General features: G+C 40.7%; 22 protein-coding genes. 4 read left to right on the top strand and 18 right to left on the bottom strand.

Annotated features, from left to right (window positions below):
* Positions 1–28: 28 nt before the first annotated feature.
* The 13 genes from AAEY55_RS12455 to AAEY55_RS12395 form a co-directional block, all read right to left on the bottom strand.
* The gene (locus AAEY55_RS12455) at positions 29–514 is read right to left on the bottom strand and encodes a phosphatidylglycerophosphatase A (RefSeq protein ID WP_350551580.1); all 486 of its coding nucleotides are present in this window, start codon (positions 512–514) and stop codon (positions 29–31) included.
* Positions 511–1,485 (bottom strand): thiamine-phosphate kinase, encoded by a 975-nt coding sequence (gene thiL / locus AAEY55_RS12450; protein WP_179807524.1) that lies wholly within the window; start codon positions 1,483–1,485, stop codon positions 511–513. The genes AAEY55_RS12455 and thiL overlap by 4 nt, the downstream gene beginning before the upstream one ends.
* A 93-nt stretch (positions 1,486–1,578) precedes the next feature.
* Positions 1,579–1,989: a transcription antitermination factor NusB gene (gene nusB, locus AAEY55_RS12445; protein ID WP_011329020.1), complete on the bottom strand. Its 411-nt coding sequence runs from the start codon at positions 1,987–1,989 to the stop codon at positions 1,579–1,581.
* A gap of 15 nt (positions 1,990–2,004) precedes the next feature.
* On the bottom strand, positions 2,005–2,469 hold the full coding sequence (gene ribE, locus AAEY55_RS12440) for a 6,7-dimethyl-8-ribityllumazine synthase (RefSeq protein WP_011329021.1): 465 nt from the start codon (positions 2,467–2,469) through the stop codon (positions 2,005–2,007).
* 93 nt (positions 2,470–2,562) lie between these two features.
* The gene (gene ribBA, locus AAEY55_RS12435; RefSeq protein ID WP_011329022.1) at positions 2,563–3,675 is read right to left on the bottom strand and encodes a bifunctional 3,4-dihydroxy-2-butanone-4-phosphate synthase/GTP cyclohydrolase II; all 1,113 of its coding nucleotides are present in this window, start codon (positions 3,673–3,675) and stop codon (positions 2,563–2,565) included.
* Between the two features lie 28 nt (positions 3,676–3,703).
* A complete protein-coding gene (locus AAEY55_RS12430) occupies positions 3,704–4,357 on the bottom strand; it encodes a riboflavin synthase (RefSeq protein ID WP_086993175.1) in 654 nt (217 codons plus the stop codon).
* A gap of 4 nt (positions 4,358–4,361) precedes the next feature.
* The gene (ribD, locus tag AAEY55_RS12425; RefSeq protein WP_192531648.1) at positions 4,362–5,510 is read right to left on the bottom strand and encodes a bifunctional diaminohydroxyphosphoribosylaminopyrimidine deaminase/5-amino-6-(5-phosphoribosylamino)uracil reductase RibD; all 1,149 of its coding nucleotides are present in this window, start codon (positions 5,508–5,510) and stop codon (positions 4,362–4,364) included.
* Positions 5,511–5,512: 2 nt separating this feature from the next.
* The gene (nrdR, locus tag AAEY55_RS12420) at positions 5,513–5,962 is read right to left on the bottom strand and encodes a transcriptional regulator NrdR (RefSeq protein ID WP_011329025.1); all 450 of its coding nucleotides are present in this window, start codon (positions 5,960–5,962) and stop codon (positions 5,513–5,515) included.
* A 104-nt stretch (positions 5,963–6,066) separates the two neighbouring features.
* Positions 6,067–7,323 carry a serine hydroxymethyltransferase gene (gene glyA / locus AAEY55_RS12415; RefSeq protein WP_350551576.1) on the bottom strand — a complete coding sequence of 419 codons (1,257 nt, stop codon included), beginning with the start codon at positions 7,321–7,323 and terminating at the stop codon, positions 6,067–6,069.
* Between the two features lie 271 nt (positions 7,324–7,594).
* Entirely contained in the window at positions 7,595–8,878 is a 1,284-nt protein-coding gene (gene thrC, locus AAEY55_RS12410; protein WP_338410988.1) for a threonine synthase, read from the bottom strand.
* A gap of 10 nt (positions 8,879–8,888) precedes the next feature.
* Entirely contained in the window at positions 8,889–9,824 is a 936-nt protein-coding gene (gene thrB, locus AAEY55_RS12405) for a homoserine kinase (RefSeq protein WP_350551572.1), read from the bottom strand.
* Positions 9,825–9,833: 9 nt separating this feature from the next.
* Positions 9,834–12,251: a bifunctional aspartate kinase/homoserine dehydrogenase I gene (gene thrA, locus AAEY55_RS12400; protein WP_011329029.1), complete on the bottom strand. Its 2,418-nt coding sequence runs from the start codon at positions 12,249–12,251 to the stop codon at positions 9,834–9,836.
* A 229-nt stretch (positions 12,252–12,480) separates the two neighbouring features.
* Entirely contained in the window at positions 12,481–12,849 is a 369-nt protein-coding gene (locus AAEY55_RS12395; protein ID WP_086993178.1) for a response regulator, read from the bottom strand.
* Positions 12,850–13,318: 469 nt separating this feature from the next.
* Here AAEY55_RS12395 and rdgC point away from each other — a divergent pair, with 469 nt between their 5' ends.
* Complete coding sequence (gene rdgC, locus AAEY55_RS12390; protein WP_011329031.1) at positions 13,319–14,230, top strand: recombination-associated protein RdgC; 912 nt, start codon at positions 13,319–13,321, stop codon at positions 14,228–14,230.
* 76 nt (positions 14,231–14,306) lie between these two features.
* Here the strand turns inward: rdgC and AAEY55_RS12385 are convergent, their stop codons facing one another.
* Positions 14,307–15,146 (bottom strand): HDOD domain-containing protein, encoded by an 840-nt coding sequence (locus AAEY55_RS12385; RefSeq protein ID WP_011329032.1) that lies wholly within the window; start codon positions 15,144–15,146, stop codon positions 14,307–14,309.
* A gap of 283 nt (positions 15,147–15,429) precedes the next feature.
* Here AAEY55_RS12385 and AAEY55_RS12380 point away from each other — a divergent pair, with 283 nt between their 5' ends.
* On the top strand, positions 15,430–17,124 hold the full coding sequence (locus tag AAEY55_RS12380; protein ID WP_197182816.1) for a dipeptidyl-peptidase 3 family protein: 1,695 nt from the start codon (positions 15,430–15,432) through the stop codon (positions 17,122–17,124).
* A gap of 141 nt (positions 17,125–17,265) precedes the next feature.
* Here AAEY55_RS12380 and AAEY55_RS12375 read toward each other — a convergent pair whose 3' ends face one another.
* Positions 17,266–17,799: a fused DSP-PTPase phosphatase/NAD kinase-like protein gene (locus AAEY55_RS12375; protein WP_086993181.1), complete on the bottom strand. Its 534-nt coding sequence runs from the start codon at positions 17,797–17,799 to the stop codon at positions 17,266–17,268.
* A 27-nt stretch (positions 17,800–17,826) separates the two neighbouring features.
* Positions 17,827–18,225 carry an HIT domain-containing protein gene (locus AAEY55_RS12370; protein WP_041454540.1) on the bottom strand — a complete coding sequence of 133 codons (399 nt, stop codon included), beginning with the start codon at positions 18,223–18,225 and terminating at the stop codon, positions 17,827–17,829.
* Between the two features lie 111 nt (positions 18,226–18,336).
* Here AAEY55_RS12370 and AAEY55_RS12365 point away from each other — a divergent pair, with 111 nt between their 5' ends.
* Entirely contained in the window at positions 18,337–20,562 is a 2,226-nt protein-coding gene (locus AAEY55_RS12365) for a S9 family peptidase (protein ID WP_197182817.1), read from the top strand.
* Positions 20,563–20,698: 136 nt separating this feature from the next.
* Positions 20,699–22,336 carry a methyl-accepting chemotaxis protein gene (locus tag AAEY55_RS12360; protein ID WP_197182818.1) on the top strand — a complete coding sequence of 546 codons (1,638 nt, stop codon included), beginning with the start codon at positions 20,699–20,701 and terminating at the stop codon, positions 22,334–22,336.
* Between the two features lie 52 nt (positions 22,337–22,388).
* Here the strand turns inward: AAEY55_RS12360 and AAEY55_RS12355 are convergent, their stop codons facing one another.
* Together AAEY55_RS12355 and dinB are read right to left on the bottom strand one after the other, a co-directional pair.
* Positions 22,389–23,924: a leucyl aminopeptidase family protein gene (locus tag AAEY55_RS12355; RefSeq protein ID WP_197182819.1), complete on the bottom strand. Its 1,536-nt coding sequence runs from the start codon at positions 23,922–23,924 to the stop codon at positions 22,389–22,391.
* A gap of 122 nt (positions 23,925–24,046) precedes the next feature.
* Positions 24,047–25,102: a DNA polymerase IV gene (dinB, locus tag AAEY55_RS12350; protein ID WP_011329039.1), complete on the bottom strand. Its 1,056-nt coding sequence runs from the start codon at positions 25,100–25,102 to the stop codon at positions 24,047–24,049.
* Positions 25,103–25,123: the final 21 nt, after the last annotated feature.

The raw sequence follows: 25,123 nt of genomic DNA, 5'->3' as shown, positions 1-25,123 counted from the left end.
CCACCTAGCTAAACAATCAAATAATAAACTAAAAGGGTAGTAAACCTACTTTTATCAGCGCTTGCAAACAAATAAGTGAAAATATACCTGCAAGTACGTCATCAATCATAATGCCAAATCCACCATGGGCACGCTTGTCGAGCACACGGATAGGGCCTGGTTTGACTATATCAAAAAAACGAAACAGTAAAAAACCAACCAATAATGTTTGCCAGCTCAGTCCCGTACCAATCATAGTGATGTAGTAACCTGCCACTTCATCCCATACAATCGCAGGGTGATCGTGTACCCCTAAATCATCTGCGGTCTTGCCACAAGCCCAAATACCAAAAACACTGATCACTACAGCAAATACTATTTGTAACCACAACGGGTAGTGCATGGTTATAAAAATAAAAGGTAAAGCGGCCAAAGTACCAAATGTGCCTGGGGCTATAGGTGCAAGCCCAGTACCAAAACCTAAACCAAAAAACTGATGTGGACGCTTTAGGTTAAATAAACGCTTGTTGTTCAACTTAAATCCTTAGAAAAGTGCTCAAAACCTTGGTGCTTAAAAGTAAACTTTTCGCCTTTATGTAACAGGTCAATTTGCCCTTCGCCACTTTTTATTTGGCCAATACAAATTGCCTCTACGCCATATTGACGCAGTTTTACATCAAGCATACTTTTATTGCTATCAGGCACGGTATAAAGCAGTTCATAGTCGTCGCCGTAATTTAGTATAAACGGTAATTGTTGTTCAAAATCAAGGCTAGCTTTCATTGCATCCGAGGTGGGTATGCTTTCAATATTAACCGTTGCGCTAACCTGCGACATATTTAGTATATGGCCTAAATCGGCTAGTAAACCATCTGAAATATCAATAGCAGAAGACGCAAGCCCACGTAATACCTGCCCTGCAGCCACTCTAGGTGTAGGGAAGTTAAGGCGCTTTTTAATATGTTTTAGGTGTTCAGGTTCAATTGTTAAGCCTTGCTTGCGAGACTCTATTGCAAGCCCTGCATCACCTAACGGCCCAGTAACAAAAATCCAGTCACCTACTTTTGCGCCATTTCGGCATAACGCAGTGCCTTCGGGCACTGTACCTTTTGCACAAATAGTAATACTCAAAGGTCCTTGAGTCGTATCGCCACCTATTATTTGCACATTAAAATATTCGGCAATTTCATGCATGCCGTCAGTCAATTCTTCAATCCATTGCTCATCAATACTCGGAAGTGTTAAAGCGATAGAAACCCATGTTGGCTCTGCCCCCATTGCCGCTAAATCACTTAAATTTACAGCCAATGCTCTGTGCCCGAGTGCGCGAGGTTCAATGTCGTCAAAAAAATGCACACCAGCAACGAGTGTATCGGTTGTAATAGCAAGCTGACAATTTTGCGGCACAGTAACTAATGCACAGTCATCTCCAATCCCTAAGTTAACATCACGGCGAGTAATACCACGACCTTTAAAATAACGATTAATTAATTCAAATTCCTTCATACACAAAAAAGCCGACCTATGCCGGCTCTCCTTTTTAACGGTAATTTATACCAGCCAGTTTTGATAAAATAATTATCAAAATTTGACTAAATATTACTTACGTAAATGCTTAACTGCTTTATCAAGTACACCGTTTACAAATTTATGGCTATCTTCAGCGCCAAACATTTTAGCTAATTCAATGCTTTCGTTGATAGCCACTTTGTATGGAACATCTTCACGAAATTTTAGCTCATAGCTGCTTAAACGTAATATTGCGCGTTCAACCATATCTAACTCATCGAATGGACGGGTTAAATGCGGTGATACAGCCTCGTCTAGTTGCTTATAATTTACCGCAACGCCACTGGCTAAATCTTTAAAATATTCAACATCAATTTTAGTCACGTCGTTTTCGATCAACATTTGTTGTTCGATATCGGCAATTGCATTGCCACTTAATTGCCAAGAATAAATGGCCTGAAGTGCTAATATACGTGCTTTACGTCTTGCTGCTGGTTTCACAAAAATTCCTTAAACTTAAATTTTATCTAACACATTAACCATTTCAAGCGCGCCTAAAGCAGCTTCGCCGCCTTTATTGCCCATTTTGGTGCCAGCACGCTCAATTGCTTGTTCAATGCTTTCTGTGGTTAATACGCCAAATGCAACCGGTATATCATACTCAAGTGATACTTGCGCAAGACCTTTGTTTGATTCGCCAGCAACTAGGTCAAAGTGTGGAGTACCACCTCTGATCACTACGCCTAAAGCGATGATTGCATCATACTGTTTTTTTGCCGCAATACGTTTCGCTGCTAAAGGTAATTCAACCGCGCCAGGTACATAAACCACGGTAATATCGTCATCCGATACACCACCTGTGCGTTTTAATTCATCAATAGCGCCTGCTAATAAGCTACTACCAATAAAGTCATTAAAGCGAGAAATGACAATGGCAAATTTTTTGCCCGGAGCGTACTTACTACCTTCAATAATTTTCATTTGATAACCTTAAAAATAAGTTTGAGCGATTTCGATTGCGCAAAAATTGCAGCGCATCATACCATAAAAATAAAATAATAGCCTAGCGCCTAATTACTGCGGCTCTATGTAGTCAACAACTTCTAAATGAAACCCTGAAAGTGCATGGTACTTTTTAGGGCGACTCATTAAACGCATTTGTTTAATGCCTAAATCGGCTAAAATTTGTGAACCCACGCCTACAGTACGAGACGTACCTGTAAATTTATTCGGTGTTACATCTTCACCCGAGTCTTCGGCTGCAAACGCTTTTACTGTTGCCTCAAGTTCTGCGGTGCTTTCTTGTTTGCCTAAAATAACTAACACACCATTGTGCTTCGCTATATAAGCCATTGCGTCAGACACGCCCCAGCTACGCTCAGAGTTTCTATCTGAGAGTAAAATATCGTTAAAGGTGCTTTGTAAATGCACTCGCACTACGGTTGGCGCTTGTTGTTTTATTTCGCCTTTTACTAATGCGTAATGTAGCTGTCCGTCAATGGTGTCTTTGTAGGTTACTAAATCAAACTCACCGTGCTCGGTAGGTAACTTACACTTTGCCACTTGCTCTATCGTGGTTTCGTTTAAGTTACGGTATTCAATTAAATCAGCTATGGTGCCAATTTTAATATCGTGCTGTTTAGAAAATACTTCTAAGTCAGGACGGCGCGCCATAGTGCCATCTGCATTGAGTATTTCAACAATAACCGATGAAGGCTCAAGCCCTGCTAAACGGGCTAAGTCGCAGCCTGCTTCAGTGTGCCCTGCACGCGTTAAAACACCGCCAGGTTGTGCCATTATAGGAAAAATATGCCCAGGCTGTACTATATCGCTAGGCACTGCGCCTTTAGCTATAGCGGCCTGTACTGTACGTGCTCTATCTGCTGCCGAAATACCTGTAGTAACGCCTTTTGAAGCTTCTATCGACATTGTAAAATTAGTTGAAAACGCAGCACCGTTATTTTTTACCATAAGCGGTAAATCAAGTTGCTCGCATCGCTGTTGCGTCATAGTTAAACAAATTAAACCACGGCCATGCGTGGCCATAAAGTTAATAGCTTCTGCACTAATATGCTCGGCGGCAATAATTAAATCGCCTTCATTTTCCCTGTCTTCATCGTCCATTAAAATAACCATTTTACCGGCTTTAATGTCTGCGATAATTTCTTCTGCGCTATGTAAGTTCATAATTCACTCTTATTAGTTGTTAGTTGCGTTACTTAATAAAGCCCGCTTTAGCGAGTAAGCTCATTGAAATATCAGCGCCCGTAGGCTGCTCTGCGCCTTTTATAAGCCGCTCTAAATAACGCGCAATTTGGTCGACTTCCAAATTAACTTGGGTGCCCACTTTAAAATTAGCTATCGTAGTTTGCTCGCTAGTATGGGGCACAATCGTTAATTTAAATTTATTACCTTCTACTGCGTTCACTGTTAGGCTAATACCATCAATACATACAGAACCTTTATACGGTATGTATTTCATTAGGTTTTCATCTGTGGTTAGCCAATATTCTGTAGCACGTGCATTTGGCGTAATGGCGGTAATTGTAGCAATGCCATCAACATGGCCAGACACTAAATGCCCACCTAAACGCGAAACCGGTTGCATGGCTTTTTCAAGATTAACTGTTTGCCCTAATGTGTAATGAGCAAAACCAGTTAAATCTATCGTTTCATTCGATAAGTCGGCACTAAAACCATCGGCATGTTTATCAACAACAGTTAAACACACACCATTAGTGGCAATACTATCTCCTAACTTAACATCACTCATATCAAGGTCAGGGCTTTGTACACGAATAGCTAAATCGCCTTGTTTTTTTTGTAATAAAGCAATTTTGCCTGTGGCTTCTATTATCCCAGTAAACATAGCATTACTCTTTTGTTTCAAGTGGTTTTAATGAGCTTTTTACTGCGCTAATACGTAAATCATCACCTATACGCGTACACTCATTAAAAGTTAAATCAATCGTATTTTGCATACTGATCAACTCAGGAAAATTAACTAAACTCTTGCCATCACACCCAATTAATTTAGGCGCTAGATAAAAAATAAATTCATCTATTAAATCCAGTTCAACCATTTTACCCGCAAGGGTTGCTCCAGCCTCTAGCCACACAGTATTAAATTGCAGCTTTGCGAGCTTTTTTAAAACCGCGGTTAAATCAACTTTTGAATTAATAGCAGTTACTACTATATGCTTTACAAAATGCGGCCAATGTTGCGATTTATCAACCTTGGTAGTAAAAATTATTATTTCACTTTCAATAGCAAATAAAGCAAGATTTGGGGTTAAACGATTTTGCGAGTCAATAATAACACGCACCGGTTGGCGAAGCGGTAACTGTGTAGGTAATGCCTGCGGTAATTCATTTTTACGCACATTTAATTTAGCGTCATCTACTAATACTGTGTCGGCACCGGTTAAAATAGCGCAACTTTGTGCACGATATAACTGTACGTCTTGGCGTGCTGCTGCGCCTGTTATCCACTTACTTTGGCCATTATTAAGCGCTGTTTTACCATCAATACTGGCGGCCATTTTACACGTAACATAGGGCAGGCCATGCTCCATGCGTTTAAAAAAGCCTAAATTAAGCGCCCTAGCCTGTGCTTCAAGTAACCCATACGCAACCTCAATACCAGCGTCGCTAAGTATTTTCAGCCCCTTACCAGCCACTTGTGGATTGCTATCGACCATAGCGGCAATTACTTTTACCACACCGGCGGCTTTTAAACCTTCTGCGCACGGTGGTGTACGGCCATAATGGCTACATGGCTCAAGCGTAACATAAGCAGTTGCGCCTTTTGCTTTACTGCCAGCCATAGCAAGTGCATTTACTTCTGCATGCCCTTGTCCGGCAAGCTGATGAAATCCCTCGCCTACTATTTCATTGTTTTTAACTAATACACAACCTACGTTTGGATTAGGCGTGGTAGTAAACCGGCCTTTTTTAGCCAGTTCTATAGCACGTGCCATATACATTTCGTCATCTTGGTTAAAAACGCAGTCGCTTTGCATACTTACTCCCCTAAACGGGCAATTTCTTCGCCAAATTCGCGAATATCTTCAAACGAGCGATACACCGAGGCAAAGCGCACATAAGCTACTTTATCGAGCTTTTTAAGCGCTTCCATAATGCACTCTCCCACTAAATGGCTCGAAACCTCTCGCTCACCGGTTGCGCGTAATTGCGACTTTATTATATTAACTACTTCTTCTACTTGTTCGGTACTTACGGGGCGTTTTTCCAGTGCGCGGTTTAAACCATTTAACAATTTATCTTCGTTAAAGGGTTCGCGGCTGCCATCTTGTTTTATTACCCGTGGCATAACCAGTTCTGCGCCCTCAAACGTAGTAAAACGCTCATGGCAGTCATTGCATTCACGACGACGACGCACTTGGTGACCACCGCCAACCAGGCGAGAGTCAATAACTTTGGTATCTTTTGCGGTACAAAATGGGCAATGCATAGCTAGGTACTTCCGTTTTAAAAAACAAAAAAGGCCGCTTTAAAGCGGCCTTTATCTTAGCAAAAAACTAAGCGATTGTGATCTAAATTACTGTTTTACTTTTATTAAGCGTAAACAGGTAGTTTTGCACAAATTGCTTTTACTTTTTCTCTTACTTGCGCCTGTACTGATTCATCATTGATGTTATCTAGTACGTCACAGATCCAGCCAGCAAGCTCTTTAGATTCTGCTTCTTTAAAACCACGACGAGTGATTGCAGGTGAACCAATACGTAGGCCAGATGTTATAAACGGTGAACGTGGATCGTTAGGCACTGAGTTTTTGTTAACTGTAATATGAGCGTTACCCAAAGCAGCATCAGCATCTTTACCGGTAATATCTTTATTGATTAAATCAAGTAAGAATAAGTGGTTTTCAGTTTTGTCAGATACAATTTTGTAGCCACGTTCCTGCATAACAGCAACCATAGCTTGTGCATTTTTAACAACTTGTGTTTGGTATACTTTAAATTCTGGTTGTAGGGCTTCTTTAAATGCCACAGCTTTAGCAGCAATAACATGACATAAAGGACCGCCTTGGCCACCAGGGAAAACAGCACTGTTAAGCTTTTTGTAAATAGCTTCGTCGCCACATGCCGAAATAATTAAACCACCACGAGGGCCTGCTAAGGTTTTATGTGTAGTTGTAGTAACAACATGTGCGTGAGGAACTGGGCTTGGGTAAATACCCGCCGCAATTAAACCAGCAACGTGCGCCATATCTACAAAAAAGTAAGCGCCAATTTTATCAGCAATTTCACGTAATTTAGCCCAATCAACAATACCTGAGTATGCTGAGAAGCCACCAATAATCATTTTTGGTTTGTGCTCAAGTGCTAGCGCTTCAACCTGTGCGTAATCAATTTCGCCTGTAGTTTCATCTAGGCCATACTGAATTGCATTATAAAGCTTACCTGAAAAGTTTACGTGTGAACCATGCGTTAAATGGCCGCCATGAGCTAAGCTCATACCTAGTACGGTATCACCGGCGTTTAACAATGCTAAAAAAACGGCCGCATTTGCTTGCGAACCAGCATGTGGTTGTACGTTTGCATAGTCAGAACCAAATAGTTCGTTAGCACGGTCAATCGCTAATTGCTCAACAACGTCTACATGCTCACAACCGCCATAGTAACGTTTGCCCGGATAACCTTCTGCGTATTTATTAGTTAACTGTGAACCCTGTGCTTCTAGTACGCGTGGGCTACAGTAGTTTTCAGAAGCGATTAATTCAATGTGATCTTCTTGGCGCGCAGTTTCTTTTGCAATTGCGTCAAATAACTCTGGGTCAAAATCTGAAATATTCATGCTACGTTCTAACATTGGGGTCTCCTGGGGCAAGGTGTATGGTATTTTTTAGAGGCTTTATTGTACGCTTAAAACGACTATTTGCCTACGCTCTTAAGTTGAGGATATTTAAACAGGGATTGAATTTATTTCACAGGCTTTTTAAGATGATATTTTTTAATCATTACATAATAAATTAAAATATATATTAATTATTATATTTACATAGCTAATGAAAGTATTAACACCCACACTAAAATATACCTATAAAAAAAGCGACCAAGGCCGCTTTAATTAGATCTTACTTTTAACTTAATTTTTTAATTATTTCAGTACGTAAGGCATCATAATCAGCATTTATATCATTAGCTAAACATGGCTTGGCTAATGCATCTGCAAGTGGTTTTGGCATAGCTAGTTCAATGTTTAAAATACCTTCAACACTGTCTTTAAATTTAGCTGGATGAGCCGTTGCTAAAAAGATTCCGGCAGCGCCAGGAGCGCGATTTTCAACAAGTCCTTGGTATGCAATAGCGGTATGCGGCTCAGCAACATAACCTGTTTGTTGAATATTTTTCATCACTGTTTGCGTATCTTGCTCGTTTACGCTAGTTGAATAAAAATTATCGTAGCTAAACCAATTGTTGTCGAGCATAGATTGCACTCGTGGCCAGTTATTTGGCTTGCTTACATCCATTGCATTTGAAAGTGATTCAAGTGTCGCGTTTGGCGTCCAGTTTTTATCCAGCATAAAGCGCGGTACTGTATCGTTTTGATTAGTAGTTGCACTAAGCTTGCCAACAGGCAAACCAATAACAGCACCTATCATTGCCGCGCACACATTACCAAAGTTACCACTTGGAACCGAAATATGCGCAGTAGCCCGTTTTGCTTTTGGTAATTGTGCAATTGCCTCAAAGTAATAACAAACTTGTGCCACTAAGCGACTAATATTAATAGAGTTAGCAGAGTTAAGCCCCAGTGTAGATTTAACTTCTTCATCTAAAAAGGCATTTTTAACTAACTCTTGGCAATCATCAAAGCTGCCTTCAACCGCATAACAATGAATGTTGCCACCCAATGTAGTAAAGAGCTTTTGCTGCGCCAGTGAAATTTTGCCTTTAGGGTATAAAATTACCACGTCGATATTAGGCTTATTATAAAACGCATGTGCAACCGCCGCGCCAGTATCGCCCGACGTTGCAGTTAAAATAGTCACTTTATCGCCTTGATTAAACTGCGCTAAACACTCTGCCATAAAGCGCGCACCAAAATCTTTAAACGCTAAGGTAGGCCCATGAAACAATTCTAAGCAATAAGTGTTCTCTGCCACTTCCACCAGCTTAACCGGAAAGTTAAATGCATTTTTAACCATATGTGCAACGGTATCTGCTGGTAATTCATCGCCAATTAAATGCGAGAGTATTTTACTGCTACGGGTTACAAAATCCATATCAAGTAGTGCATCAACATCCGTTAGTGGTGTTAACGACTCGGGAAAAAACACCCCTTGATTACGCCCTAAACCCGTTTTTACTGCCTCAACAAACGACACTTGTTGCGAACTATCTTTTAAATTATGTAATTGCATAACTACTATCCTATAAAACTGTTAATTGACGTGTGCCGTCGTTATCTAATTTACAAATATGGCAAAAACCTTGCTCGTTTATGTAGTTACTTTCAAGCCACTGCGCGCACTGCTGTGCAGCTTTTAATGTTTTACACACAGTAAATAATGTTGGCCCTGCACCAGAAATACTAACAATTTCGGCGCCTAGCGCTGGCAAACTCGCTTTTGCTTCACTAAAACCTGTTATAAGTGGCGCACGGTATGGCTCGGCTATATGGTCTTGCATAATACTTAATGCATCATCAAAGCGATGCATTAACAATAAACTACTAAAGGCAGATAAACGCTGCGCAAATTCTACACCTGCGTGCATGCTCAACTCCTTTGGTAAAACTGAGCGTGCTTTTGCTGTATTAAGTGAAAAACCAGGAAACGCAGCAACGTAATACCAGTTTTCATCAACTGGTAAAGCAATTGATTTATTAGGAATTAAATCGCCAGTTAGCTGCAGGCCACCTAAATAACATGGCGTGATGTTATCGTAATGACGACCACCACTAACAACTGCCTCAAAGTCGGCCATTAACTCAATAAGTTCAACTTGGCTAAGCTTGGTACCGGCAAATTTATCAAGGGCAGCAAAGGTTGCAACCACCGAACACGCACTTGATCCTAGCCCTGAACCTATGGGTAAGTTCTTTTTCAGCTCCAACTTTACACTTGCCATATTAGGCGCTACATGCGCTCTAAAATGCACTAAACATTGATACGCTAAGTTTTCACTGGCATCACTTGGTAGCTTATGCGCGTATTCGCCAGAGCAAATAAACTCATCACTCGATGCGGCACTAACAACGGCTACATCGCCTAATAAACTGCCGTCAATAGGTGCAAGAGCTGCGCCTAATGCGTCAAAACCAACGGCAAAATTACCAATAGATGCGGGAGCATATACTTCAATCATTGTTTGCTCCTAGCGCGATAACGTTTTTAAAATATCAGCAAATACACCAGCGGCTGTTACTGCCGAGCCTGCGCCATAGCCTCGTATAACAAATGGGCGTGGCTGATAATACTGACTTAAAATTGCTAATGCGTTTTCGCCATCACGAATATCGTAAAGTGCATGCTTTGCATCAACGGCTTCTATACCTACCTTACAGTGACCTTGCTTAATTGTGCCTACGTAACGCAGTACTTTACCCTCTGCGGCAGCACTTGCTATTCGGTCGTTAAAACCTGCGTTTAGGCTAGGGAGCTTTTCCATAAACGTATTTACATCATCGCCTTGTGCAAAACCGTGCGGTAATACCGACTCTACTTCAATGTCGCTTAGCTCTAGTGGCATCCCAGATTCGCGGGCAATAATTAATAGTTTTCGTGCTACGTCTGTCCCCGATAAGTCATCACGCGGATCAGGTTCAGTAAAGCCACTTTCTTTAGCTTTAATTGTTGCCTCAGACAGTGACAAGCCATCTTGCAGCGCACCAAACATGTACGATAGCGAGCCTGATAAAATACCGCTAAATTCTAGTAACTCGTCTCCTGCACCAAATAACGATTTTAAGTTATCAAGTACCGGCAAACCGGCTCCTACATTGGTTTCGTATAAAAACTTACGGCCATTTTTTTGCGTTGCTGCAATTAAGTCTTGATAGTAAGCATACGAGCTTGTATTGGCCTTTTTATTTGCGGCTACGACATGGAAACCGGCATTTAAAAAGTCTACGTATTGCGCCGATAACGCATCTGACGAAGTACAATCAACTAATACTGGGTTTATTAAATGATTTTGCTGTACAAATTGTTCAACTAGTTTTAAATCAAAAGCCTGCTCTGATGCGCCAAGCTTTTGCTGCCAGTCATCAAAGGCAATACCTTCACTGTCTAAGTGTAGCTGGCGAGAGTTGGCAACCCCATAAAGCTTAAGTTTAATATTGCGTTTTTCAAGCCAAGCTTGTTGACGCTCTAATTGCTCAATAAGCTCTTGACCTACTAAACCACACCCTAATAAAAACACGTCAATTGATGGAATATGGGTAAAGAAGTTCTCATGACAAACCTTTACAGCGCCATTACAACGTTCACCATCGATCACGGCCGAAATAGAACTTTCGGTAGAGTCTTGGGCTATAGCTACAATATTTACTTGTGCTTGAGCAAGTGATGCAAAAAACTTAGCCGCTAAACCTTTGTGCGCACGCATATTATCGCCCACCAAAGTAACAATAGCTAAGTTACGCTTTACTTGTATTGGTTCAATTAAACCTGCTTGAGACTCTAATTTAAATGCGGTTTGCAGCGCTTCAAGTGCCAGCGCTAAATCGACCTCATGAACACAAAAACTAATACTGAACTCACACGATGACTGGGTAATTAAAACAATCGACACATTATCAAGGGCAAGGGCATTAAATACTTTAGATGCCATCCCTACTTTACCTTTCATGCCCGGGCCCGACACGGTAAGCATTGCTAAATCTTGTAAACTTGATAGTGCTTTTACTGGCTCAGATGAAACGCTCTCGTTACTAATAAGTGAGCCTTGTGCATTGGGGTTACGCGTGTTTTTAATTTCGCACGGTACACCCGCTTTAGCGCAGGGTAAAATTGTTTTAGGGTGTAATACTTTTGCACCAAAGTAAGAAAGCTCCATCGCTTCTTTATAAGATAAAAAATCAACTTTAGTGGCGGTTTTTATATAACGCGGATCAGCACTGTAAACACCATCTACATCAGTCCAAATTTGGCAAACATCGGCTTCTAAACAAGCTGCCGCAATTGCCGCAGAATAATCTGAGCCATTTCGGCCCAAAGTGGTTAGTTCGCCTTGCTCATTACTGGCAGTAAAACCGGGCATAATATAAATAGTTGCTGGTTGTTCTTTTAATACGGCTTGAAAGCGCACTTTACTGGCAACTAAGTCTGCCTCTGCATCTATGTAACCACCGGTTGATACTATGCAATTGGTCGCTTCAAGGTACTGCGCGTTTAAATCACCGAGTAAGCATTGCATTAACGACACACTAACGCGCTCACCAAAGCTAATAATAAAAGCACGTACTTGCTCAGGGCAGCATTTAATAAGTGATACACCATCAAGTTTATTTTTAAGCTCGGTAAAATTTGGCCAGTTTTCAATTTCACCATAGCCTTGCTCTACTGCTTTTTTTAACTCGTCACATCGATTTACCAGTGCTTGCCACAAGTGACTAAAGTCTTCACCCTGCTCAGCCGCTGAGGCTAATGCAACTAATGAATCTGTCATGCCACCGGGGGCTGAAAGCACTAATAACATTTCATCTTTTAATTGTGCTTTTGCAAGCACGGCAACCATCTCTAAGCAAGCAAAGTCGGCAAGCGATGATCCGCCAAATTTTAAAACGCGCATTTTTTATGTTTCCTCATTCCATAAAACGAAAAAAGGCCTGGGTTCTAAGTGAACACAGGCCTTTAAATTTGTTGCACCGACCTATGCCACTATCCAGTTAGGATGATGGTTGTAATAATAATGGTCGCTGCAAGACTAAATGTTTTCATAGCTTAAGACTGCCTTAACACAGGCTATACTGTCAACCCTCATTAAGAAGATAAAACAGTCTTTTTTTTCATCTTAACTTCTAGTAAATGCCAAATTTATGCAAAATATTATTAAGTATTATTTTGCCAACTGGCTTTTCGATAAACCCTATAACACCTAATTGTGCTACGCGCTGCTGCATTTGCTGTTGAATATCTGCCGAAATGACTAATACAAAACACTCCATTTTTTCTGCTTTAATATGCTCCAACACCTGCACACCATCGAGTATCGGCATAGTTAAATCGAGGCAAACTAAATCAAAATGTTGTTCTTTCAATAACGCTAACGCATCTACTCCATTTATCGCTTGGCGTATATCGGCGGTTATACAGTCATTTAAGCAACGTATCACTTGTTTGCGGGCTACTGCTGAATCGTCACAAACTAAAATAGAAAAGTTCATCATGAAAACCAGTTACTAAGGCGATGCATTAAAGCCAGCATAAAAACAACCTCTCGTTCAGCCAAACTTAAAGCCGAAAAACTTCAAAAATATCGAGCTTCACTATAACTGAATTAATGTAAAATACACTAGGGCGTGTTAATTTTTCAAAATTGAAATTTATTCAACCAAGAGTTATTTATATTTGGCCTAGCCTGCGATTATCAAACCCAGCATTAAACTATAGTGTAATGCAAAAAGCTAAACGCTAAATACATATGCGCTTAGTTTTAAACGGCCTGTATAAAAGTGTAGCAACTTATTGCGCAACAAGTGCGCAGCGACAGCAAGCAAGATTACACATACTCAATTATGACTGCGCTCCTTAAAACAACTTGCTATTTTTTAAATATGCCACAATAAAATCAGCCATTTCGAGATACTGATTTTATTGCTATGATTGTGCAAATTTTTCAAATGGATCTGTATTCCTATGTGGTTTAGTAACCTTATATGTTATCGCTTTAAACAAGATGTTTCGTATACACAAGAAGATTTTGACAAAGCATTAGAGCAAGACTTATTTCGTCCATGTACGGGCCAAGAGCTGGCTACATTTGGCTGGACAAAAGCGTTTGGGAAACACGGCGAAACTTTATCGCATTTTTCACAAAAAAGTATTTTAGTTTGCGCTAAGCGCGAAGAAAAAGTATTACCTGCATCGGTTATAAATGAGCTAGTTGCAGAAAAAGTCGATTTAATTGAAGCTGAAGAAAATCGCCCCGTTAAAAAGAAAGAAAAAGACGAATTAAAAGAAAACATTTTACATACACTGCTACCACAAGCATTTAAAAAGTCGAGCTTACAGTTTGCATTTATTGACCAAGAAAACGGCTGGGTTGTGGTTAATAGCGGCAGTTTTAACAAAGCCGAAGAGTTACTCGCACTTTTGCGTAAATCGTTAGGCACACTGCCTGTAGTACCTGCATTTGCCAATTACGACCTAGATGTATTTTTAACCGACTGGTTAACTAACTTCAGCACGCCTGAAGGTTTTGCAATAGGCTCAGATGCAGAGTTAGAAGAAGCAGATGACAGTGGTGCGCAAGTTAAGCTTAAAGGCCACGACCTATCGTGCGACGAAGTTAAATCGCACCTTGAAACCGGTAAACGTGTTACTAAGCTTGCACTTGATTGGCAAGAACGCGTTAAGTTTATGCTGCAAAACGACGGTTCTATTAAGCGTTTAAGCTACAGCGATACCTTAAAAGAAGAAAATGCTGATATTCCAAAAGAAGACATGGCAGTAAAACTCGATGCTGACTTTATTTTAGCTTCAGAAGAAATTAAACAGCTACTTGAAGAGCTAACTCAAGGCTTAGGCGATATAGACGACTTAGCTTAAGCGCTACCCCTTGCTAAGTTAAGCCAAAAAAAGCACGATTTAATCGTGCTTTTTTACACTCACTACTTAATTACTATTAGCAAAACATCTCTTTTATATCGTCAACCATAGCGTGATACTCATCGCTGGTGAAAAGCTGCATAGAAGGAATAATTCCTTTGTTAATATAAACCTGTAGCGCGGCCGACTTATCTGACACTTGTAGCGTGCCCTCTAAAATTGCACCAATCCTAATAAAATCAATATAGCTTACCTGCTCAGGGCGATGACTGGCATCAGCCCAGTTTTGCGCCACATCAACAAATTCATCAGGAAACTCCCACGCTTTCATTATAGAGCCACCAATTTTACCACTGAGCTTTTGAATTGCATGGGCTAAAAAGCTAGGATTAGCAAATACCTCAGGATGGCGTTCGGCTTCGGTTAAAATGGGTAATACTCCAATATTATAAATTAATGATGCCAAGGTAATCGAATCTCTATTTAAAGAGTTTTGCTTATTATTCTTTAAGTAAAATTCCATTAATGCAATTGAGTGACTCGCTACTATTAACGTTTTTTGCCACGCTTTGCCCATGTAACCTTTAATTAGCTCGTTGTTAGATACAAACAATTGCTCCATTGCCATAGCCGTTGCAATATTTTTAATTTGTCGTAAGCCTATGCGAGTAACTGCTTGATGTAAGTTAGATACCTTAACTGAGCGCCCCATAATTGCACTGTTAGCTACTTTAATCATCCGGGCTGTTAGTGCTGGATCATGTGCAATCACATCGGCCATTTGCATCAAATTCACGTCATTATTATCAGCAGCTTGGCGCACTTTAATTGCCACTTCAGGTAAAGTAGGCAGCACCAAAGTGTCGTTATTTATTCTATCGATCAAAATTGTTAACAATGCGTTTTCAGTAGACATAACATCCCTATGATTAGTTATTTATAAGCTAAAACAAGCCCTATATTGTTGTTATTATATGCTTGAGTATTACTTAACTTATAGTTAAAGCTAACAAAATTACATAAATTTATTTTTTACTTACTATTTAACATCAATTAATTACACCTCTAACGCCTAAAACTTGCTATTTACCACGGTGTTTTGCTTTAATGCAGTCACTATAAGGCAGTATTTTTAAGATAGTAAGCGCCTTAGCGAACTGCGTACAAATAATAAATCTTACTTTTAAATAGGCAAAATAATGAATTTAAATAAAATTAGCCAAGCAATTATGCTCTCCGGCATCGTTTTTCTTAGTGCTTGTTCAGAGCAAGCACCTTCTTCTAGTAATAAAACGGCTGTTAAAACAGAGCAAGTAAAGCCAGTAGGTCCAACACTTATAAATACCGATAAACAACGTTTAGACATTTACACTGACTTTAGCTTACAAACTGATTTATCACATTTAAGTGATAACCAAAAAGCCATGGTGGCAAAGCTTATAGATGCTTCAATAATTATGGATGATTTATTTTGGCAGCAAGCGTTTGGTGAAAATAAAGAGTCATTTTTAGCTAAACTAGCTGATGACAAAGTGCGTAAATTTGCCGACATAAACTACGGTCCATGGGATCGTTTAAACGGCGATAAAGTGTTTTTATCAAGCTATAAAGAAAAAGCAACTGGTGCACAGTTTTACCCTGCAGATATAACTAAAGAAGAGTTAAATAAAGCTGATCTTGCAGATAAAAATGGGCTTTACTCTATTATTAAACGTGATGAGCAAGGTAACCTTTACAGCGTGCCATATTCTAAAGAGTACGCAACCGAGCTTTTAGAGGCTGCTAACTTGCTACGTGAAGCAAGTAAACTAGCAGACGATAAAGAGTTTGCTAACTACTTAAACCTTCGTTCAGACGCGCTACTAAACGATGACTTTCAAGCGTCTGATTTTGCGTGGATGGATATGAAAAATAACCCTGTAGATGTGGTTATTGGTCCAATTGAAACTTATGAAGACCAATTGTTTGGTTACCGTGCTGCTTATGAGTCTTATGTATTAATTAAAGATTTAGCATGGAGCGAACGCCTGGCTAAATTTGCTGCCTTTTTACCTGAGCTACAAAAAGGCTTACCGGTTGATGATAAATATAAACAAGAAGTTCCGGGATCAGACGCCGACCTAAATGCCTACGACGTTGTTTACTATGCAGGGCACTCAAATGCGGGCAGTAAAACCATTGCAATAAACTTACCAAACGACGAGCAAGTACAGCTTGAAAAAGGCACGCGCCGTTTACAACTTAAAAATGCTATGCGCGCTAAGTTTGACAAAATTTTAGTACCAATTGCAGAGCAACTTATTGTGCCTGAGCAACGTAAGCATATTACCTTTGATGCATTTTTTGCTAATACCATGTTCCATGAAGTAGCTCATGGCTTAGGCATTAAAAATACCCTTACTGGTAAGGGAACTGTGCGCCAATCATTACAAGAACACGCCAGTGCGCTAGAGGAAGGTAAAGCCGATATTTTAGGTTTATACATGATTGAGCAACTACTTAAAAAAGGCGAAATTACTGAAGGTACACTAGAGGATTACTACACCACCTTTATGGCTGGTATATTCCGCTCAGTACGTTTTGGTGCATCTAGTGCTCATGGTAAAGCGAATATGATCCGCTTTAACTTTTTTGCTCAAGAAGGTGCTTTTTCTAAAAATGAAGCCGGTTTATACCGTGTAAATATGGAAAAAATGAGCCATGCTATGGCTAAATTATCGCGCTTAATTTTAACCATTCAAGGTGATGGCGATTATCAAAAAGTAGATCAGCTTATTGCTACGCACGGTAATATTAAAGCAGAGCTAGCAGAGGATTTAGAAAAGCTAAGCCAAGCTAATATTCCGGTTGATGTTACTTTTAAACAAGGCAAAGCAGTGTTGGGCCTTAAATAGTTTATAGCCTATTTACTACCTAAAATAGCCTAGTAAATAAAAACTAAAAAAGCGTTACAGCTCAAAACTGTAACGCTTTTTTATTGAGTTAAAAGTGCTCGGTGTCGTTATTTAAGCTAAACGCTAATTATTTAGTAATAATTACTTAGCAGTAATAACGCTGCGCACTACAGGCTCTAAACTACTCATTCCCCAATGCTTTCCCTTTGCTAGGGCCGATTCAATATCAAGCCCCTCTGCATGAGCAGAAATAGCCATTAAAGCTCCTACTCTATTGCTACTAGCACAATGTAACAGCACAGGTTCGCCGTTTAGTTCTGCCATTATTTTAGCCAGCTTTTGTGCGTTTTCAACGCTAACATCTTGCGCGCCAGCAATTGGCAATGCGTGATACTGCATCCCTAACGAAGCCACCAACTGGGCTTCATCCCAGTCTTGCTCGTTTTCGCCACGTAAATTAATTACGTGCTTTACTCCAGCATTAGCGAGTTGTTTAAGCTGCTCGCTCGTTGGTTGTGCCGCAGACAACGTTTGATTTTCGTGAATAACTAAATTACGCACATCGCTAGTTTTAACTGCTGTAATATTAATAGACTGCTCTGTTGCAAACGCTGCGCCTGTAGTTAATAGCGCAGTGATAAATAATGCATTGGCAAACAACTTAATATGTCTCATCTTGGCTCTCTCTATAAGGTTTTAGAATTAAAAGTGGGCTTTTATTTTTGCTATTTTCTCGTCTTCATATGGCACTGCCGGGTGTTTACCCCATACTGGCGCAGGCCAAGCGGCATCGCTAGTAAAACGCGCAATATGATGAATATGTAATTGCGGCACCATATTACCAAGCGCCGCCACGTTTAATTTATCGGGATTAAATACCCGCATTAATAAATGACTCAATTTTGCCGACTCGCGCAAATAAGTAACTTGCTCATCCTCGCTTAAGTCAATTATCTCTTTTAAACCGGCTTTTTTTGGCACCAAAATAAACCAGGGGTACTGGCTATCGTTCAATAGTAATACTTTACACAGCGGCCAATCGGCAAGCTCTATACAATCGCGCTTAAGCTCTGGGGCTAGTTCAAATGTGGGGTGGGTCATCATAGTGTCCTACTTTGTCTTTAATAATTACCACTTTATAGCATTTAGTTGCAGTTGCACACGCTTGGCTTTACCATTCTAAGCAATATTTATTAAAGCGAAGGCAACCCTGTGCTAAAAAAAATAAAACATCTTTCACTGGCCATCCCTCTGCTAGCAAGTGCTGTTAGCGTACAAGCAAAACCACTCTCGCTAGAGCGTATTTTTGACGACCCGAGTTTATCGGGTAAATCTCCAGTGCAATTAAAGTTTTCGCCCGACGGCAATCGCGTTACTTATTTACAAGGCAAAAGTGACGACTATAACCGCTACGACTTATGGGAATATAACTTAAAAGATAACACCAACCGCATGCTGGTCGATTCAGCTAAGTTATTCTCGGGCCCAGAGAACCTCTCTGACGAAGAAAAAGCACGCCGCGAGCGCCAGCGTATTTTTGGCCAAGGTATTCTTGAATATAAGTGGTCTAAAGATGGTAAAGCGTTATTGTTCCCACTTAACGGCGATTTGTATTACTACGAACTAGCAGCAAATAAAAGTAAAAAACTCACCAATACCGAGGCATTTGAAACCGATGCTCGCTTTTCGCCCAAAGGTAATTTTGTATCTTTTATTCGCGAGCAAAACCTGTACGCTTTAGCGCTCGATTCTGGTAAAGAAATACAATTAAGTAGCGATGGCGGCGGCATTATTAAAAATGGCATGGCCGAATTTGTTGCACAAGAAGAAATGAGCCGTATGACCGGCTATTGGTGGGCCGACGACGAGTCTAAAATTGCCTTTACTCGCGTTGACGAAAGCCCAGTAAAAGAAGCGCTACGCAACGAAATTTACGCCGACGAAGTAAAACTATTCAATCAACGTTACCCATTTACTGGCACTAACAACGTTAAAATACAGCTTGGCGTAGTTACCTTAAACAATCAGCAAGTGGATTGGGTTGATTTAGGCAAAGATGAAGATATTTACCTTGCCCGAGCAAAATGGTTAAAAGATAGTAATACGCTCTCGTATCAATGGCAAAACCGCTCACAGCAAACGTTAGAGCTGCGCTTTTATAACAGCAAAACTAAAAGCCAAAAAGTAGCGCTCACCGAAAGTAGCGATACCTGGATAAACTTACACTTTGACCTTGAGTTTTTAAAAGACAAAAAGCATTTTGTGTGGGCGTCTGAGCGTGATGGTTTTAAACATTTATACCTTTATCGCACCAATGGCCAATTAGTACGTCAAATTACTAACGGCGAATGGGCGGTCGATAGCTTAAAAGGCATAGATGAGAAAAAAGGCCTCGTTTACTTTTCAGGCAGAAAAGACACCCCACTCGAAAGCCACTTATACAGTGCCTCGTTATTTAAAAAAGGCGATATTAAACGCATTACCGAGCAAGGCCAATATCACGACGTCGTACTTGCCAAAGACAACAAAACCTTTATTGATAATAGCTCGGCGGTTAATCAGCCAAACGCTGCAGCTCTGCGTAAAATAAATGGCGAGTTTATTACTTGGCTTGAAGAAAACAAGCTAGATAACACGCACCCGCTTACGCCTTACTTAAGTGATTTAGCGACGCCTGAATACGGCACACTTAAAGCCGAAGACGGCCAAGTAATGCATTATAGGTTATTTAAACCAAGCAATATAAGTGACGCTAAAAAACACCCTGTTATTGTAAACGTATACGGTGGCCCACATGCACAGCGAGTAACTAATAGCTGGCGTAGTAAAAACCTATATTTTCAATATATGGCGCAACAAGGCTATGTGATTTTTCAACTTGATAACCGCGGCTCATACAACCGTGGCAAAAAGTTTGAAGATGCTATTTATAAAAATTTAGGTGAAGTAGAAGTTGCTGATCAAATTAAAGGCGTGGAATTTTTACGTACGCTTGATTATGTAGACCCACAACGTATTGGTATTTACGGCCACAGTTATGGCGGTTACATGGCACTAATGACCATGTTTAAAGCTGGCGATTACTTTAACGCAGGTGTTTCTGGCGCGCCAGTAACCGACTGGGCACTTTACGACACTCATTATACTGAGCGTTATTTAGGCCACCCGGCCACTAATGCTAAAGGCTATGAAAACAGTGCGGTATTTCCGTATATTGACGGCTTAAAAGGTCCATTAATGATTTACCACGGCATGGCCGACGACAATGTGTTGTTTACTCATGCCACTAAATTATTTAAACAATTACAAGATACCAATAAACCGTTTGAAATGATGACCTACCCAGGCTCTAAACACAGCCTACGCGGTAAAACAGTGCAAACGCACCTACACCAAACCATTACTAACTTCTTTAATCGTCATTTTAATGTTAAATAACAACTAAATGTTGAATAAATAGACTAAAGGCTGATTATAAATCAGCCTTTTTTTTGCCTTAATAAGTGCTAAGTTTAGTTATATAAATAAACTTAATAAAAGCACAGCAGTGCTGTACCCATTAAGGAATAAACATATGCTCAACCTTCGTCGTTTTACTATTTTTCAGCGTTTTGCACTGTTAGTTGGTATCGTTGTATTGGGACTGGTTATATTAAGTATTTCGAGCTTAAGTAATCAGTATCAAGCGCTTAAAAATGAGCAATATCTTAAAACTCAAAACCTAGTAGAAACCGCCTATAGCGTTATTGATCACTTTTATAATCTTGAGCAAAGTAATACCCTCACCCAACAACAAGCGCAGTCGCAAGCTTTAGCTACAATTAGTGCCCTTAGGTACGATAATACCAACTATTTTTGGATAAATGACTACCACCCAAAAATGATAATGCATCCATTTAAGCCAGGCTTAAATGGTACAGATTTAACTAATAACAAAGACCCCGATGGCACAGCATTATTTGTAGAAATGGTAAAGGTGACTCAACAAGCAGGTTCAGGGTTTGTACCTTATAAATGGCCTAAACCAGGTAAAGACAAACCAGTTGATAAAATAGCGTTTGTGAAGGGCTTTAACCAATGGCAATGGGTTATAGGTTCGGGCGTGTACCTCGACAGTATTGATGGTGCATTTGCTGAGCAACGTAATTTAATAATTATAAATGCCGTGGTAATGATTATTGCACTGATTATATTAAGCTACTTTATTGGTAAAAGTATTATTACTCCAACACGCTTAGCTGCCGACATGATGAAAGATATTTCCCAAGGCGAAGGCGATTTAACCCGCAGCTTAGATGAAACCGGAAATGACGAAATATCTGAGCTTTCTCATTCATTTAACGCGTTTATATTGAAAATGCGCGAATCGTTAACGCATGTATCGCAAAGCGCACACGATGTTAATCAACATGCGCATACCGTTGACGAAGCAAGTAAAACAAGCCAATCATTTATTGAATTACAAAACGACAGTAGCACTCAGGTAGCTGCAGCAATGGAGCAAATGACCCATCAAATTCATGATGTGAGTCGCAATGCTGAAGCCGCCGAGCAAGCTGCAAACGATGCAGCTAGTAATGCATCATCAGGTAAAAATGTCGTTGCCAATACAATAACGGCGATTGAAACACTCTCCAGTAATATAGAAACCGTGAGCCGAGTTACCGCCGATTTAGCCAGCGAAAGTAATAATATAGGATCAGTTCTTGAAGTAATTAGAAGTATTTCAGAGCAAACTAATTTACTTGCCCTTAATGCTGCGATTGAGGCTGCCCGTGCAGGTGAACACGGCCGTGGGTTTGCCGTTGTGGCAGACGAGGTGCGTACTTTAGCAAGCCGTACTGGTAAAAGCACCGACGAAATTCAAGCTATGATCACTAAGCTGCAAAACGGTGCAAAAGCAGCGGTAGAAGCGGTGAAGTCGAGCCAAGCTCTTTCAGCATCAACGGTTGAGCAGGCATCATCAGCAAACACATCATTAAATGAAATTGAACGCTTAGTTAGTGTGATCACCGAAATGAACAGTCAAATAGCGCGTGCTACTGAGCAGCAAACTTTAGCTGCAGATGAAGTGAACTTGCGTATTAACGATCTAGCTAATTCAACTAAAGAGTCACTCGATAATACCAAGCAATTAACCGGTGCCAGCGAGCAGTTAAAACAAAGTAGCTCACAACTCTCAAGTGTAGTAACTCGTTTTAAATTAGATTAAAAATTAAAAGCCCTGTATTTACAGGGCGTTGTTAATTACTACTTTATGGTAATTACAAACAGTAACTAGCAAATAAACTACTTACCGAGGCTGCCGTTGGCTTGCCATGCTGCCAATCGCCGCCCTCTACTGCGCTACCCGCTATGTCCATATGTACATAAGGTAGTGGCTGAGCTGAGTCGTTACCATGCTTGTCTAAGCCGCCAACAATTGCTAAAAACGCCATAGGGAACTGATGTCCTCGTGCCGTTACAGCCGATGCTGCGTTATTACTAGAAAGTACATCGTCTGCTAAAGTACGCGGCTTGATAAAGTCATAATCCTCACGACGAGAACGCGATACTTCTGCGCCATCGGCCCATAAGTCGCCGTTATCAGCGAGCTTTCGTGAAATATTAGCACTACGTGCTGGTCCATTTTCAACGTAAGCACCATAAGGACCCATAGCGCGGGCTGCATGGCCGGTTAAAGTGGCCACTGTAAATAGCGTTGGGTTAATTTGGTTTTTAGCTAAATCTTTCATTTCACTTAACAGGTCGCCCATAGCTAAGCGCCCTTCTGCATCTGTATTACCTATACGTACTCGCACACCTTCACGGCTAGTAATAATTTCATCTGGTACAAAACAATCAGAGCCAATTGAGTTACGTACTACCGCTAAGTAAGCAATTACTTTAACGCCCTTAGGTTGGTAGTCGGCCACTGCTTTCATAAAGCCGGCCACAGAAGCTGCACCGCCCTTATCGCGGCTCATGCCCGCCATATGGCCGCCCACTTTTAAATCAGCGCCGCCGGTATCGTATACTAAGCCTTTACCTACAAACATGAGTGTACGAGTTACCTCGCCCTCTGGTACATATTCTAATTTAACTACACGCGGGTGATGATGCTCAACAGCGTACGATGCACGAGCTACTGTGCTAAGCATAGGGTAGTTTTTATCTATAACTGCAAGGTCATCAATAACATCAACTACAACATTACTGCCTTTAAATAAATCAACACAGTAATCTGCAAAACGTGGCGGCGCCATGCGCTCAGGCTCAGTGCCACATAAATCACGCGCTGCGTATTGTCCAGCTGCAAGTGCATTCACTGCTTTAATTGTTTGCTCTGTGGCATCAACCAAACCAATTTGCGTAATTGGCTCAATAGCCTCGCCATGATATTCGCGCGCTTCTAATGGCTGCCACAATGCTTGGCAAGTTCCTAAGTAAGCAACTTCTAGCGCATGCTGATAACGGCTGTCGGCATTTATATTAGGCAAGTAAATAGCAGGGTTAACACTGCCCGATGCTTTAGCTTCATTTATTGCTAATTTTGCAGCATCAAAATAACGGCGTACATCGTCGTAGTCTCTATTTAATGGCCCAGTAGGCGCCAGTACTACACGTTTATTGTTAATAACTAATAAAGTTACTTGCTTACCGATACGTGAATCTACTTTTGCTTGCGCTGCAATAGCATCGCGTAATGGGTTATTAGTTAATTGAGAAAAGTCATCACTAATTATAATAAGTGCGTCATGCGCGTTGCATTCAAGGCTAGCGCTCACTGGCTGAGCCACTACTGCTTTAGGGTATGCCATAAATAAAGGTCCTGTTAAAAACATAAGCCTCTATTATCGTTGATTTGAATATTGAAGACCAGCAAGCTGCGATAAGCTCCCAGCTTAAGTTAACATGCGCTGGCAACTTGTCACTACAGGGTTTACATATCAAGTATGCTCAGCTGCAAATTGTGTTGCGGCTGATTCTTTATTCCTACCCCAATACCTAACAAACGCACTGGTTGCTGTAAGCCGCGTTGATACGCTTTAGCTAATAGTTCGCTAAAAATATCGCTATTTAATTGCTGATGCGCCTGATCGGCTGAGGTCACTACAAAATTGGCAAATTTCACTTTAACACTAAGTTTATTTACCTGATTTTGCAGCTGCTGCTTGTTTAGTCGAGTGGTTAACTCCTCAAGCAGTGAAGGAAGTTGTTCTAGGCATTCTTGTAAACTATTTTTATTGTACTCATAAGTATGCTCAACGCTTAGCGATTTACGTACGCGCTCAGTAGACACCCGGCCTATGTGTTCACCAGCGCACTTTTGATATAACGACACGCCAAAATTACCTACATGTTGCTGCATCCAATTTACGCCTTTTTTGCGTACATCTTGGCCTGTATACAAACCTTTTAAGTTAAGCTTTTCGAGCGTGACCTTACCTACCCCCGGAATTTTACCCAGCGGTAGCTGTGCTAAAAAGGCATCAACCTGATCGGGCAATACTACAAACTGACCATTGGGTTTGTTTTCGTCACTGGCTATTTTGGCAATAAATTTAATTGGCGCAATACCAGCCGAGGCAGTAAGCCCTGTGGCATTATAAATATCAGCACGAATTTGCTGCGCAATAAGTGTAGCGCTGCCTTTACACTGCTCACTATGGGTTACATCTAAATAGGCTTCGTCAAGAGAGAGGGGTTCAATTAAATCTGTATAGCGACTAAACACGGCACGTATTTGCGTCGACACGTCTTTATAAACAGCCATACGCCCAGGCACTATAACTAAGTCGGGGCATAACTGCTTAGCATGATAATTAGACATAGCCGAGCGCACGCCATATTCCCGAGCAATGTAATTTGCAGTAGAGAGTACGCCACGGCGACTATTACCACCAATTGCTAGTGGTACATTGGCAAGTTTAGGGTTGTCGCGCATTTCGACCGCCGCATAAAAGCAGTCCATATCTATATGAATAAACTTTTTCATTACCACTATAACAACTGTTTA

Source organism: Pseudoalteromonas sp. 120-MNA-CIBAN-0494, from assembly GCF_040308885.1.
GTDB classification, from domain to species: Bacteria; Pseudomonadota; Gammaproteobacteria; order Enterobacterales; family Alteromonadaceae; genus Pseudoalteromonas; species Pseudoalteromonas nigrifaciens.
The sequence above is the reverse complement of the archived record's forward strand: the minus strand, read 5'-3'. Positions and strand labels throughout refer to the sequence as shown.